The sequence below is a fragment of the Paenibacillus glacialis genome, assembly GCF_001637205.1.
GTDB lineage: Bacteria > Bacillota > Bacilli > Paenibacillales > Paenibacillaceae > Paenibacillus_AQ > Paenibacillus_AQ glacialis.
The window spans coordinates 481,738-496,645 of sequence record NZ_LVJH01000070.1; the positions used below are offsets into that span (position 1 = coordinate 481,738).

The 14,908-nt window shown below is 40.4% G+C and carries 15 protein-coding genes; 6 read left to right on the plus strand and 9 right to left on the minus strand.

Annotation, left to right across the window (positions count from 1 at the left end):
- Positions 1–15: 15 nt before the first annotated feature.
- A complete protein-coding gene (locus tag PGLA_RS25010; protein WP_084411483.1) occupies positions 16–288 on the minus strand; it encodes a helix-turn-helix transcriptional regulator in 273 nt (90 codons plus the stop codon).
- Positions 288–527, minus strand: a complete 240-nt coding sequence (locus tag PGLA_RS25015) for a helix-turn-helix transcriptional regulator (RefSeq protein ID WP_068537905.1) — start codon at positions 525–527, stop codon at positions 288–290. Before PGLA_RS25015 ends, PGLA_RS25010 begins: the two co-directional genes overlap by 1 nt.
- Positions 528–688: 161 nt before the next feature.
- Between PGLA_RS25015 and PGLA_RS25020 the strand changes: the two genes are divergently transcribed.
- From PGLA_RS25020 to PGLA_RS25040, 5 genes are all read left to right on the plus strand, one after another.
- A complete protein-coding gene (locus PGLA_RS25020) occupies positions 689–1,105 on the plus strand; it encodes a helix-turn-helix domain-containing protein (RefSeq protein ID WP_068537906.1) in 417 nt (138 codons plus the stop codon).
- Between the two features lie 65 nt (positions 1,106–1,170).
- Positions 1,171–1,803 (plus strand): hypothetical protein, encoded by a 633-nt coding sequence (locus tag PGLA_RS25025; RefSeq protein WP_068537907.1) that lies wholly within the window; start codon positions 1,171–1,173, stop codon positions 1,801–1,803.
- 141 nt (positions 1,804–1,944) lie between these two features.
- Entirely contained in the window at positions 1,945–2,283 is a 339-nt protein-coding gene (locus PGLA_RS25030; RefSeq protein ID WP_068537908.1) for a hypothetical protein, read from the plus strand.
- An 85-nt stretch (positions 2,284–2,368) separates the two neighbouring features.
- Complete coding sequence (locus PGLA_RS25035; protein ID WP_068537909.1) at positions 2,369–3,244, plus strand: ImmA/IrrE family metallo-endopeptidase; 876 nt, start codon at positions 2,369–2,371, stop codon at positions 3,242–3,244.
- An 18-nt stretch (positions 3,245–3,262) separates the two neighbouring features.
- Entirely contained in the window at positions 3,263–4,480 is a 1,218-nt protein-coding gene (locus PGLA_RS25040; RefSeq protein WP_068537910.1) for a tyrosine-type recombinase/integrase, read from the plus strand.
- Positions 4,481–4,573: 93 nt separating this feature from the next.
- Here the strand turns inward: PGLA_RS25040 and cymR are convergent, their stop codons facing one another.
- Positions 4,574–4,993: a cysteine metabolism transcriptional regulator CymR gene (gene cymR / locus PGLA_RS25045; protein ID WP_068537911.1), complete on the minus strand. Its 420-nt coding sequence runs from the start codon at positions 4,991–4,993 to the stop codon at positions 4,574–4,576.
- 281 nt (positions 4,994–5,274) lie between these two features.
- Between cymR and mnmA the strand changes: the two genes are divergently transcribed.
- Positions 5,275–6,411 (plus strand): tRNA 2-thiouridine(34) synthase MnmA, encoded by a 1,137-nt coding sequence (mnmA, locus tag PGLA_RS25050; RefSeq protein WP_068537912.1) that lies wholly within the window; start codon positions 5,275–5,277, stop codon positions 6,409–6,411.
- Between the two features lie 80 nt (positions 6,412–6,491).
- Here mnmA and PGLA_RS25055 read toward each other — a convergent pair whose 3' ends face one another.
- The 6 genes from PGLA_RS25055 to aspS all read right to left on the minus strand — a co-directional run bounded on the left by PGLA_RS25055 (position 6,492) and on the right by aspS (position 14,904).
- Positions 6,492–7,799 carry a replication-associated recombination protein A gene (locus PGLA_RS25055; protein ID WP_068537913.1) on the minus strand — a complete coding sequence of 436 codons (1,308 nt, stop codon included), beginning with the start codon at positions 7,797–7,799 and terminating at the stop codon, positions 6,492–6,494.
- A 134-nt stretch (positions 7,800–7,933) separates the two neighbouring features.
- On the minus strand, positions 7,934–8,233 hold the full coding sequence (locus PGLA_RS25060; RefSeq protein WP_068537984.1) for a CD3324 family protein: 300 nt from the start codon (positions 8,231–8,233) through the stop codon (positions 7,934–7,936).
- Between the two features lie 389 nt (positions 8,234–8,622).
- Positions 8,623–10,794: a HelD family protein gene (locus tag PGLA_RS25065; protein WP_068537914.1), complete on the minus strand. Its 2,172-nt coding sequence runs from the start codon at positions 10,792–10,794 to the stop codon at positions 8,623–8,625.
- Between the two features lie 136 nt (positions 10,795–10,930).
- Positions 10,931–12,229: an NCS2 family permease gene (locus PGLA_RS25070; RefSeq protein ID WP_068537915.1), complete on the minus strand. Its 1,299-nt coding sequence runs from the start codon at positions 12,227–12,229 to the stop codon at positions 10,931–10,933.
- A gap of 122 nt (positions 12,230–12,351) precedes the next feature.
- Positions 12,352–13,107, minus strand: a complete 756-nt coding sequence (locus PGLA_RS25075; protein ID WP_068537916.1) for a tRNA threonylcarbamoyladenosine dehydratase — start codon at positions 13,105–13,107, stop codon at positions 12,352–12,354.
- Between the two features lie 15 nt (positions 13,108–13,122).
- Positions 13,123–14,904 (minus strand): aspartate--tRNA ligase, encoded by a 1,782-nt coding sequence (gene aspS / locus PGLA_RS25080; protein ID WP_068537917.1) that lies wholly within the window; start codon positions 14,902–14,904, stop codon positions 13,123–13,125.
- Between the last annotated feature and the right edge of the window lie 4 nt (positions 14,905–14,908).

Consider the following 14,908-nt stretch of genomic DNA (forward strand, 5'->3'; position numbering starts at 1 on the left):
GTCAAGTATTTTTTATTAAATGTCTGGAAATAAAATTTCATATGATAACTCATAAAAATCTTGAAGTTGTAATGCTAGATCGATTCCGGGTTTTGAACGCCCATTCTCCAAATGTGAGATAGTCGCAGTTGCAACACCCATTAGCGATGCTAATTGTCCTTGAGTGAGTCCTCTTTTCTTGCGTTCAATGATCAATCGGTCACATTTTACACCTTTAATGTTGCTCCATTCTTGACTTGGAGATTTTGATTTTTTTCTAGATTTTGCTTTCTTTGCTGAAACACGCATTAGCTCACCTCCTTCCGCTCGGTTGCTGTTGATTGTTCTTTAAAGGAACATTCATCTTTAAAAAAATATTCCCAAGGAACACCCAATACTGCGGCAATTGATTTAGCTGCTTTTACAGAAGGTGTCTTAGCGCCATTTTCAATATTTGTGTAATAGCTACGTGAGATAACTGCTTCATCTGCAACTTGTTCATGCGTCTTTTCTTTTTTCTCACGAGTCTCTTTAAGCCAAGTTCTCAATCTGTCCACCCCCTAATGTTCCTTTAAGTAACTTTATAAATCTATAATATGTTACTTTAAGGAACATGTCAATAGGTTTTGTCTCTTTTAGGAACATCACTTTAAAGTTTCTTTAAGGAACATTATAATTAGGTAATCCTATAAAAGTTGGTGTTAAAGTTATGGATATTTTTGCGAAAAGGCTAAAGGCCGAAAGAGAGAACCTAAAGCGACGTGATTCAAAGTGGACTCAAGAATACATTGCGGATCTAATAGGGGTTGCTAGGTCTACATATACTGCCTATGAAAACGGGACAAAGTTACCTCCCATGGACACACTCAACAAAATTGCAGATCAATTTGAAGTTTCGGCTGATTTCCTTATGGGTCGAACAGGTAATCCGCGTCCTCAAGTTGATGGAATAGATGCAGAAGAACAGGCTGAATTCGAAGCCTTCATAAACAATCCTCAACACGGTATCTTTTTTAAGGACTATCTAAGTGCACCCGAAGAACGCCGTGAAGAAATGCGACAGATTTTTAAGATACTGCAAGAGAAAGAAAAAGGACGTAAACCTGGGGATCGTCAAGGAGAGTAATTTACTTAGCATGTAATAGCAAATACCTCAGCCGATGGGGATAACGACAAAGGACTGTAAGTTTAATGAAAAAAACTCTACTTATAGTATTAGTGGTATTAGTTTTAACCGGATGCAACAATAGTTCCAATTTGGCTGATGATAGTGCAAATTCTTCTACGCAGCCTTTAGAGCAGAATGCTAATAATGAAGCTGGTTCTACATCCAAAAACAATTCTAGTGCACTTGAAGAAAGCTCTCCAACAACTTCTGGGTTTAATGGCATTACTCCTGAGGATTTCAAGCAGATTTATAATGAATTGGCTACCACTTACAACTTAAACGATCAAATAATAAACAACTTTTCATTAACAATAGGTGATAATCTTGACTCTTTTAAATATTCATTTTCAGATAACCTTCACATAATTGGAACAACAAATAAAGACGGGACAATCAAAGAAGTGTCAACCTTAGGGGATGGCGATCTAACCAATGAAACGGGCGAGAATATATTAGCATCAGTGGGACTTATTATTATGGCAACAAATTATGGATATTCATCTGATGATATACAAGATACTTTGAAAGATTTAGGCTTGTTCGAATCATCTACTGATATGAATAATTTTAGACAAGCTACGGTACGCAATGGCATAAAGTACAAATTGGCCATTAAAGATGGAATGACAATGTTCAGCGCTACCGAAGCTCAGTAAATAAAGATTAATTTAAATAGAGAAAAGGTTACGAAGGTTCCTCCAAGCTTTAAAAAAGCTGCACAAATTTGAACAAAATAATATTGAATATTTGAAGCCGATACGGAGTCTCTCAAAAAATAAATAAGGAGTTGATACTTTATGGATAATAGAGAATTAAAAGATATACTTCAATCAGTCATTACTGAAGCTTTGAAGCCTATACAGGAAGAAATGAAAACAATGAACACGAGAATAGGCAGTCTTGAGTCTGGTCAATCCGAACTCCATCAGATCACCAGTGCGATCCGTGATCGCCAGGAAGAAACAGACGCAAAACTAGAAGCCTTGAGCATGGATGTGAATAAGATTCAAGGAAATACCGTTCGCATCGAGGAAAAGATTAATGAAGACTTAGTTGATATTCATGGTGATGTGCGTTTCTTAAGTCATCGCATTGTCGCTCTAGAAATGGATGTCGACAAATTAAAAAATAAATAGCCGTCTTCAAAATCATTCAAGCCAGCAATGGCTTTTCTTTTTACTACATAACAGAACGTACATTCCCACTATGGAGGTTTTTAACTTGTCATGCTGTCATCAAATAACTAAAACCGAGCAATTTGTAAATGACTTATACCAAGAAATAGGGATTACCGAAACACATCAGTTAGAAATTGATGAGCTATCACAGCTCCTGAATATTTGGATTCATTATGCGAGTATTCCAAGCAGAGCTATAGATTCCGCAAAAGGATTGTCCACGATGTTTATAGACGATCGTAATAACCTTGTTAAACAGTGGCTCGAATTTTTACACGAGCTCTGCCACCTGCTACGTCACGCAGGAAACCAAACCTTGATGCCAAAACAATTTACCGATGCCCAAGAAAAAGAAGCTGAAAGATTCGTGCTTTATGCAGCTATTCCATTCTCGATGCTCAATAGATTGACCTTACCTACTCGTAAAAGTGATGCTATAGCTTTTGTCGCACATGAATTCCGGGTACCGTTGGAACTTGCAGAAAGGCGAATCGAACAGATTGAACATGATAATTATCAATCGAAATTAATGTTGGAAAACAACTCTACATTTAATGGATCTTCTTTAACTTTTGATGAGGACCTAAATAACGATAGCTCGCTAGGGGTTCGAATTCGTGCCTATTATGACTATGATGGCGATTGGTCACGTCCACATACTTTGGTCGTAGAGCAGCCAGCAGGGTTCAATTGGGACAGTCAGTTGCCTATTCAGATTGATAAGAACTATAGGCAGTGTGATATTCCACCATACTTACCTGGATCTGCTGCATCTGTACTCTCTGAAGATATCCAAGTTATTCATGATAAGCCTGGCTTTGTATCTATTAATCTATCTAAAATCGCATGGAGACATGGCAAATCTATAGACCAACTCTTCTTATCGGTAGATACGATAGAGGATGCTCTTAATTTTTAACGGAAGGAGAAATATCTTATGGCTAGCTACACTAAAATCCCCGCTAACAACAAGCAGGGGTATAAGTGGATTTGTACAATAGAAGGCCCTCCGGATCCTACCACTGGAAAAAGAAATCAGATCCCTAGAAGAGCTGATACACAAAAAGAGGCTTTGGCACGTGCCCAGGCTGTCTATAATGAGCGCAAACTAGGAATAGATTCAAAGAAAACTAAAAAGATAACAATCATTGATGTCGCTGAGGAATGGCTCAAAACCTATTCAAAAGGAAAAGTTAAACGTAGAAGTGTTGTACAACGAGGAGTTCAGATAAATAACTTAAATAATTACTTCAAAAAGAAACCTATCAGCAAAATTACTCATCGAGATTATCAGAACTTTTTAAATGATCTTGATGACCAGGAATATGCTCATAACACTATGCTAGGAATAAATAATACAGCAAACATGATTTTCAAGTATGCGATAAAACATAAAATAAGAATTGATAACCCCACCATTGATGCAGTCATACCGCAAAAGGTCACAACCGTTGAAGAGATCGAGAACAAGGACCAACTCATTGAAGACAAGTATTTGAATAGATCTGAGCTGCTAGATTTTTTCTCGACGATTAATGAACATGGTGAGCTGCAGGATAAAGAAATATTTTACCTGCTTGCTTTCTCGGGGGTTCGATCAGGTGAACTGTGTGCATTGAAGTGGACCGATATTGATTTTGTTTCTAATCAAATAAGAATCACAAAAACAATGGATAGCGATAACATGCGTAATTATCAACTGGAGACACCTAAGACCACAGGATCTATTCGACTGGTACCCATCGATGAAAATGTAATGATCATGCTGATGGAACATAAAGAGCGGCAAGCTACTCAAATGAAATCGCAGCGAGATTATTTCAAAGATTACCATGACAAGAAATTTGTTTTTCGTAATAACGATGGATATCCTTTTAATGCGCAACACATTCGCATTAGGATGCAAAGAATTATTAAAGACACTTCAATCACTAAACATGCCACTCCACACATCTTTAGACATACCTTCGTCAGTATGCTCGCTGAAGCAGAAGTCGACTTAAATACAATCATGCAAAGAGTAGGTCACGAAAATGAAAAAACAACTTTAAATATTTATACGCATGTAACACAAAAGATGCAGAAAAATGCCGACTTGAAGATAAAAAACCATTACGCTGATGTTCTCAATCTCAGTACTTTGCAGGATATGTGATTTTTTATGTGATTTTCTCATTATAAAGGCCTCCAAATGGAGGCCAAAACATTGATATATCAGTATTTCTCTAAGAATTACAATAAACTATAACTAAATATAGAACATGTAATTGTCAGCAGCACTTTTTTCTTCAAAAGAAATAAGATCTTGCAATGTTGTAGAATCTAGTGCGTTAGCGATACCATCTCGAATTCTGAGCCATAAATCCCGCTTCGCTGGATCATCTTCTTCCGTAAAGTCCACTGGGGAAATGGGTCCCTCGAGGACACGAATTACATCACCTGCCGTAATCGTTGACGGGTCACGAAATAAAATATAACCACCATAAGCTCCACGAACACTCTTCACCAAACCTGCATTACGAAGAGGTGCAATCAATTGTTCAAGATAATGCTCTGATAATTGATTTTTCTCAGCAATACTTTTCAATGAAGTAGGTCCCTCACCAAACTTAGAAGATAGTTCCATCATAATGGTTAAGCCGTAACGTCCTTTTGTTGATATTTTCATCCCTAGCACCTCTTTCTATTCATATAAAACTTTAGTATGATTGTTTACTGTTCATTATTGTAAGCATAATCGGCAGGTTAGCATATTAATTCATACTATTTCTATCTATTCCGATCATTACCCTTTGCTTATGGTAACATATTCAGTTCCTATATGGAAAACAAACCGTTACAAATTGGTGGAATGTTCGTCCAGAGTGGACATTTCTCAGTATGTGAAGTCATGACGATTATGTTAAAATACAGTATGGGCACAATTTTAATATAAAGATGGTGATTCTGATGTCAATAGATAATAGCAGTATACGTGTCGTTGTCGGCATGTCTGGAGGTGTCGATTCCTCCGTAACTGCGCTGCTTCTGAAACAGCAAGGTTATGACGTAATCGGGATCTTTATGAAGAATTGGGATGATACCGATCAATTCGGTAATTGTACGGCAGAAGATGATGCAGAAGACGTACGCCGCGTCTGTGAACAGATCGATATTCCCTACTATACCGTCAATTTCGAGAAGGAATACTTTGATAAAGTATTCTCCTATTTCCTTGATGAATATAAGTCCGGAAGGACACCCAACCCTGATGTAATGTGCAATAGAGAGATCAAATTCGGGGAATTCTTGAATAAAGCTCTCAATTTAGGTGCGGATTATGTTGCTACAGGGCATTATGCCAGAGTAGTCGAAGAGAAGGGCGTTTATAAACTATTACGCGGTATTGATAGCAATAAAGATCAGACCTACTTTCTAAATGCATTAAATCAGGAGCAATTCTCCAAAGCTATGTTCCCGATCGGTCATCTTCCTAAGCCGGAAGTACGACGTATTGCTGAAGAAGCTGGACTTTATACTGCGAAGAAGAAAGACAGCACAGGTGTCTGTTTTATCGGTGAACGTAACTTCAAAGAGTTCCTTAGCCAATACTTACCTGCTCAATCTGGCAAAATGGTGGACATTGCAACGGGCGAAGTTAAAGGCGATCACGATGGACTGATGTATTATACGCTAGGTCAGCGTCAAGGTCTTGGTATTGGTGGTTCAGGTTCAGGCGAACCCTGGTTTGTAGCTGATAAGGACCTAGAGCATAACATTCTATATGTCGTGCAAGGCGACAATCATCCTAGTCTTTATTCTAATGGGCTTATAGCAACGGGAGTGAATTGGATTGAAGGAGAAGGATCTTTGCCCAAAGGACCTTTTACTTGCACAGCCAAATTCCGTTATCGTCAACCTGATCAGGGTGTGACGCTGAACTGGCTTCCCGATGGATCGGTTAACGTTGTATTTGATAAGCAACAAAAGGCTATTACACCAGGACAAGCTGTTGTCTTCTTCCAAGGTGAAGAATGCCTCGGTGGTGGTACCATCGACAAAGTCGATAAGGTACCTTACACTATTCCCCAAATTTTAAAAAAATAAAACAAAAATGCCCTTCTCATTATTGATGAGAGGGGCATTTTGTACTTATAAAAGTTGGTGGTGGGTAGCAATCTCTAAAGCTACAATTCACGCCGACGTTCTTGATTCAACTTGATCTTAGATTCATTCCCTTGCTCCGTTGCTTGATAGAATACCCGTCGTGAGATCTCCTTAGGCAAATAATCTTGTTTCACATAATGGTTCGGGAAATCATGTGGATATTTATATCCTGTGTGTCCAAGCTTCACAGCGCCCTTATAGTGACTATCTCTTAAGTGTAGAGGTACTTCCGCTGATCTGATATCATCCATAGCGGTCATCGCTTTCGAAATAGCAAGATAAACTGCATTGGATTTAGGACTTTCAACCGCAAAAATAATCGCTTGCGAGATATTTAACTTCCCCTCAGCCCAGCCATTATTCCGATAAGCATCAAGTGCACTCACGGCCTGAACCAATGCTTGGGGATTAGCAAGACCTATATCTTCACTGCTTGCTGCAATTAAGCGTCGAATGAACACCATCGGGTCCATCCCAAGTTTCTCCACTCCATACAGAAACCAGAATAGTGCAGCATCGCTTGAACCACGAATACTCTTATGAAATGCCGAAATGATGTCATACTGTGTGGATTCATCTGCTTTTACGATGGGTCTACGAATCGATTCTTCCGCTACTTCAATCGTAACGTGAATCGTACCATCATCCTCTGGAGCTGTCGTCAACACCGCTAACTCTAACGCATTAAGTGCCCTGCGAATATCCCCATTTGCCATCGTTGCGATATGCTCTAATGCATCTTTATCCACATCGAGCTTCATATAACCAAGCCCTTTTTCCGAATCTAGAAGTGCACGTTTCATAGCAATTAAGGAATGTTCCTTCGTCAACGCGTTTAATTGGAATAATGTTGCTCGACTCATTAAAGCGCCATTGACGTAATGAAATGGGTTCTCCGTTGTCGCTCCTATAAAAACAATGGTGCCTTTCTCAACAGCAGGTAACAATGCATCTTGCCTAGAACTGTTAAAGCGATGTACCTCATCTAAGAAAAGAATCGTCTTGGTTCCGTATAAAGACTTGCTGGTGTGAGCCTGATCAATCACCTCTCGCACGTCTTTGACAGAAGCCTCTACTGCATTTAGTCGTACAAACGTAGCCTTGGTATGATGAGAAATAATATGTGCTAACGTTGTTTTACCCGACCCAGGAGGCCCATATAAAAGAATCGATGAGACTTGATCGGCTTCAATTGCGCGTCGCAATAACTTTCCTCGACCCACAATATGCTCTTGTCCAATATATTCATCCAGATTCACCGGGCGCATCCGATCGGCAAGTAGCCGCGAGACGGTGTCCGATTCCTGCTGAAAAGAGAATAAATCCATTCGTAATTCACGTCCTTACCATCCATCAAAATTATAAATATCTTTATCTATCATATCACAATCGTAGTGAACACAAGAAGAACCGCCCGGCTTCATTCGCCTGACGGTTCTCTTGAACACTCTATGCTAACTCTTTATTGAAGATTTGCAGACTGCTTAAGCTCCATTCGCATTTTGACAATCACTTTACGGATACTGTCTTCGGACAAATGATATGCTTGCTGCAAATATTCAACAGAGCGACCTTCTGAATACAAACCAAAAATCTCTTCATTCCTACGAGTGATCAGCTTCCGTGTTCCACTAAGTTCTCCCCAGCCTACACGCTGTTTGTTCTTCTTCGGGATGTATATCAATTCACCATGAATATACTGTTGAAGCTCTTTCAACAAATTAGGTGGAAGCACATCCTTGCCATTTTTGTAATTCGCGATAACCAACGTCCTCCTTAAACCATTGTCCAACTACTGCTACGTTTAAGACTTTTTTATTAAATACCATTGATTTCGCCTCCTTTCGACTATGTATTTTTTTCCCAACTAAATTTATTATACCTCATTTAATGCCCTCGTGGTTATAAAAAATAATAAGGGAGACCGCTTGCCGCGATCCCCCTTATTTAACAGGTTTTCCGCTTACGCGGAAACCACCTCGTATGCTTTGATCAATTCAATCAGCCTCCTTTCGCGGCATAATGGTCGGTTCCGACATCCTTATTAACTCATATAATCAGGTATCTAATCAAGTGAAAGAATAAGTATAACTATTTTTTACCTCAACCATTAAAAAGGGACTCTCCCTAAGGGTAATCTTCATCAATTCATTATGATTCAGGCCAACCTCGAACGGCTATATCTTCGTCCTGATTTCCCAAGTAATCTGGAACACCTTCTCCATGCATAATCCATAACTCATGTAAAGCGCGCGTACATCCCACATACATCAGTTTAGCATCCCATGGTTTAGGACCGTAATGGTCTAGATCGGCATCTGCTACAATAACAGCATCGAACTCTAAACCTTTTGATAGATACACGGGAAGTATGGATAATCCACCTTGGTAGGCCTGTTTGCTTCCATCTATGAGGTGTAAATCCGCTGTATTCTTTTCTAATTGATGATGCAAATCTTTAGCTTCACTAAGGGTTCGTGTCAGAATGGCTACCGTCCGATATTCTTTGGAAGATAATCGATTTAATGCCGTTTGTAGATCGTCTATTCTCGATCCTTCATCCTTACCATAAGGAATTAACCGAACAGTATCTCCACTACGGAATACGGGAACAGCCATCAGATCACTTTGGACACCCTTTTCCAAAATCCCGTTCGCAAATTCGATAATCTCCATCGTTGAGCGATAACTTCGAGTTAATGCGAAGTAAGCTGTATGTTCTGGTTGGAACAACGAACTCATCTCTTCCCATTGATGAACTCCCCGGTAAGCATGAATTCCTTGTGAGAGATCGCCTAGAATGGTGAAGGAATGTCCTCGGACAAAGAAATCCAATACAGCTACCTGGAATGGAGAGAAATCCTGTGCCTCATCAATGACAATATGATCAAATCGCTGTTCACTGGTTACATCATTCAATAAATAATGAATATAAAGAAGTGGCGATAGATCTTCTTCACGGATAATGTCCTTCTTAAGATCGGATTGTGTTGATTTCAGCACAGTGGCCGGAATTCCTTGTAAGCAATCATCTGACCATCCAGTAGGTGCTTTTAAAGCACGAAACATTTGTTTATATAATGTCAAAGGCTCATACTTAGGCCACTTGGTAGCATAACTTTTCTCACGTTGTGTTGCCTTTTTCTTCCGATCCTTAAACACGGCTTCAGAAGGAGATTTCTTGAGCTCCATTTCCACCCAGCGATGAATTCTCGCCATAACACGTTCTTTTCTTTTGGCAAGAGGATAAGGCTTGTATTCTTCATTATACCAATACAGTATTTTGTCATGCGACAACACCTTGCCATCCCATGGGCTGAAATCGCCTTCTGGAACAGAAACCGTCTCCAACGACTCAATAACACTTGAGATCATCTTCATGAGTGTCAAAGATCCTTTAAACCGACCAGGCACCTCATCATTTATTTCACGAGTCCCACCAGCTTGTTCGAACCAATAATGAAGTGTCTCTGCCGCATCTGCAAGAGGCATATTCAGCTCTAGCACATCCAATGCCCAGTCCGCAAATGTACTCTGTTGAATATCACCAACACCTAATTCAGGCAGCACATCAGAAATATAATCCAAGAACATATGGTTCGGAGCAAAAATAATCATTTTTTCTGCCGTAACCTGCTCTTTATATTGATACAACAAATAGGCCAGTCGATGTAACGCAACGGTCGTTTTCCCGCTCCCTGCTACGCCTTGAATGATAAGTGCTGTATTTTTGACTGCACGAATAATTTGATCCTGCTCAGCTTGAATCGTCGATACGATGTCACGTAGCTTATTATCCTTGTTCTCTCCAAGACGATAGACTAGAAATTCATCTGATACCGCAGGTTGCTCATTTTCTCTGTTATAGGTATCGGAGACTCTTTCTAATATTTGTTTTCGAATAACGACGTTGCGTTTCAAAAACACGAGCCCTTCAATCAATCCTTCAGGCGCTTCATACGATGTTGCCTCATCACCACCCGTGAAAGAGTAAAAAAGACTCGCTACAGGTGCACGCCAATCAATCACAAGCGGTTGATCTGTCACAACCTCCCGATCGACACCTATTTTACCAATGTAAAGTGGCTTTCTTTGATCCTTTGTACCTTGGAAATCCAAGCGTCCAAAATAGGGCTCCTGTACGCTTTTGGCTAGTGCTATACGTTTCTCTTTGCGCGCCTCTTCGAGGATTTGCTCAGTGAAATCATGTCCTGTATAGACATCTACACTTTGTAGCCATTGCAGTTGGCGATCAATTTCTGTGATCGCATCATTCAGCCTTTTCTCTTCCTCTTGATAGGCACTTTGAAAGTTGTCTTCCATTTTCAGTTACCTCCTAAAAGTTTTTTGGAGCTTTCGCTTCCTGTGTTGCTTCGCAAAAAAAACTTGCTTCAAAATATTTCCTTATAGAAAAGGAAATTAAGTATATCATAATGGTATTAGAGAAACCATAAGTCTTTTACAACAGGGAATTAAGAACGAAGTTAGCTATAAATAAAGCTGCAATTCCATAAAGGACTGGAGAAACTTCTTTCCCTCTATTCTGTGCTAGCTTCACAATGGGGTACGCAATGAAGCCAAAAGCCATTCCATCTACAATACTATAAGTAAAAGGAATCATCACCATAATCAAGAACGCAGGAAAAGCTTCAGTAAGATCAGAGAAATCCATCTCTTGCACATTTTGTACCATCAGCCCACCGATAATGATCAGAATCGGTGCGATTGCACTATCAGGAATCCATGTCAGTAGCGGAATAAAGAAAAATGTAGCGCAAAACAAAACAGCAGATACTAAGGAAGTTAGTCCAGTACGCCCCCCAGCCGCAATTCCAGCATTAGATTCTGCAGCAGCGACCACAGGACTTGAACCAAATATACCCGCAAATATATTCGTTACCGACAATGCTCGAAGACTTCCCTTGAAGTTCTCAGGACGACCGATCATAGCAGTCTGAGAAGCCACTAAACCAATATTCTCAAAAACAACAATTAATAATAGAAGAAACACAGCAATCCAGAACACAATGTTCCCCATATTAGCCAACGATAAACCTGCAAATACCTCACCATAGGCTTGAAATGCATGACCGGACTCGGCTTTAGAAGCCGTTGGACCTGCACCCAGAAGATAAGCCAGTCCTGTTCCTGTTAGCATTGTGATAAGCATTCCACCCTGCACTCCCCGCACAAAAAGAACCAGCCCTAGGAGCAACGTGACACAGGATACGATGACGGTAGGGTCTGAGAAATGTCCAATAGCGACAAACGTCGTTTGATGGGCAATCACAATCCCGCTTTTTTGCAAACCAATAAACGTCAGAAAAAGTCCAATTCCTACCGTAATACCATGTTGAAGATTTTTAGGAATAGCTTCACTAATGATTCGGTAAAGCGATGTGAATGCTACAATGGAGAACAAAACACCCGTTACCGTTACAACAGCAAGGGCTTCCTGCCAGCTAAGCTTCATGGAATGAACGAGCGTATATGTGAAAAATGCGTTGATTCCCATACCCGGAACAACAACAATAGGTGACTTTCCACCAAATGCCATGAGCAGACAGCCCGTAATGGATGTTAGTAGTGTACCTACCATTGCAGCTTTTAGCGGCATGCCTGCATCATGAAGAATCGTCGCGTTAACCATAACAATATAAACGACTGCAAAGTAGGATACCATTCCTGCAATCATCTCTTTCTTCCAATCATCTTGAGGCGTAATACCTAGACTTCGGTGCCAATATCCTATTTTCATCTACTTATTCCCCTATCTCTGTTCACAATTTATTTCTACTATGTAGCATAACCTATAATCACAAAAAAAAGGGCGTGGACACCGAAAATTCGGAAACCACACACCCCTATTTTAAAATTCATTCATGTAGTAATCCCTTTGTTAGCAAGTAACTCACGAACCGCAACACTAGCCATAATTAATCCTACTACTGGCGGTACAAAAGCATTGCTTGCAGGTGGTTGCTTGGCTTTACGTCTATCTGGCGCATTCTCAGGCACAATCTTCTGCGTGATATCTTCACGGGGCTTCATCGGTGTCTCTGTGGAGAATACCACTTTCACGCCCTTCTTAATACCCTCTTTGCGAAGCCTTGTACGAATGACCCTTGCGATCGGATCCATGGTTGTCTTCGATATATCCGCGACTTGAAACCGTGTTGGATCCATCTTGTTTGCAGCACCCATGCTAGAAATCATCGGAATCTTTCTTTTGAGAGATTCTTTAATAATATGGATTTTATAAATGATCGTATCTGATGCATCCAGTATATAATCCAAGTCATATTTGAACAATTCCTCATACGTTTCATCCGTATAAAACATATTGAGCGCGATAGCTTCGCAGTCTGGATTAATTAGCTTCACCCGATCGACCATCAATTCCGTCTTTTCCTGACCTACTGTCGTAGTCAAAGCATGGATCTGCCGATTAATGTTCGTGATATCCACGACATCTTTATCAATCAGAATGATTCTTCCAACACCTGTACGAGCAAGGGCCTCCACCGCAATGGACCCCACTCCCCCGATACCCAAGACGGCTACCGTGCTATTCTTCATGATCTCAAGACCTTCTGATCCAATCGCGAGTTCTGTACGCGAAAATTGATGCAGCATGTACAGAAACCTCCTTTAAGCTTTCTTTTCTTCACCTGGTTTTTTCGACAATTTAATATGAAGCTGTTCAAGCTGCACATTTTCTACCGGTGAAGGAGCATCCATCAACAGATCTGTTGCGCTAGCTGTTTTCGGGAACGCAATGGTTTCACGAAGGTTCGTACGACCAGCCAGTAACATAATCAGTCGGTCCAATCCAAAGGCGATACCGCCATGAGGTGGAGTTCCATATTCAAAAGCATCCAGTAGGTATCCAAACTTATCGTAAGCATCTTCAGGTGACAAACCGAGAGCGTTGAACATTTTTTCCTGAATCTCGCGTTTAAAGATACGCATCGAACCGCCACCGACTTCATAGCCATTTAATACGATATCATAAGCTTCAGCACGCATCTTCAAAGGATCTGTATCGAATAATTCCAAATCCTCATCCTTCGGACGTGTGAACGGGTGATGTTCTGCAATATAACGTTTCTGATCATCATCATAGCTAAGTAGTGGGAAGTCCAATACCCAGACAAATTTAAATTCTTTCTCGTTAATTAATCCTAATTGACGACCAATTTTAAGACGTAACGCACCTAGAACATCAGCAACAATCTTACTATTGTCCGCAGAGAATAATAGAAGGTCGCCTTCTTCAGCTCCCGTACGTTCTTTGATTGCTTCAATCTCTTGTTCGGAGAGGAATTTAACGATCGGACCTTTAAATTCGCCATCTTTCACTTGAACCCAAGCTAGTCCCTTCGCGCCATAACGACTTGCATAAGTTCCAAGTTCATCGATGTCTTTACGACTCCATGTTCCGCATCCCTTAGCGTTGAGACACTTCACTTCTCCGCCTTTTTCAATAACGGACGCAAATACCTTAGCTTCACTGTTCGCTACGATATCACTCAAACTTACAAGCTCTAATCCAAAACGAAGATCCGGTTTATCTGAACCATACTTGCTCATAGCATCGGCATGACTAATGCGTTGGAATGGTGTTGGTAATTCCGCACCTACGGTTTCCTTGAATAGACGAACCATTAGTTGCTCCATCATATTTAGAAGGGTATCCCGATCTAAGAAAGCAGTCTCAATATCGACTTGCGTAAATTCGGGTTGACGGTCTGAACGAAGATCTTCATCACGGAAACAACGTGCGATTTGATAATAACGTTCAAGTCCACCTACCATCAATAATTGTTTGTAAATTTGTGGCGATTGCGGTAGTGCAAAGAACTCACCAGCATGTACTCGACTTGGAACCAAGTAATCACGTGCACCTTCTGGAGAACTCTTGGTCAAGATTGGCGTCTCCACGTCGATGAAACCTTCTTCATCCAAGAAATCACGGAAAATTTTAGTTGCTTTTGAACGTAACATAAGCGTCTTCTGCATTTCAGGTCTGCGCAAATCTAAGTAGCGATATTTCAAGCGAAGTGATTCATCCACTTCAACACCATCTTCAATAAAGAATGGAGGTGTCTTAGCTGCATTCAACACTTCAATTTCTGTAATACGAACTTCAATTTCTCCTGTTGGGAGATTTGCATTAACCGTTTCTTTATCTCGTAGTACAACCTCACCTGTTACAGACAGTACATATTCACTACGAACTTTATCTGCAATAGCAAGCGCATCACCGGAGAAGCTTGGGTTAAATACGATCTGTACGATCCCGCTACGATCGCGGAAATCTATAAACAAAACGCCTCCCAAATCACGACGAGTCTGCACCCAACCATTCAGAGTAACTGTCTCTCCGATATGGCCTGTCGTAAGTTGTCCACATTGATGTGTTCTACTCATTCTT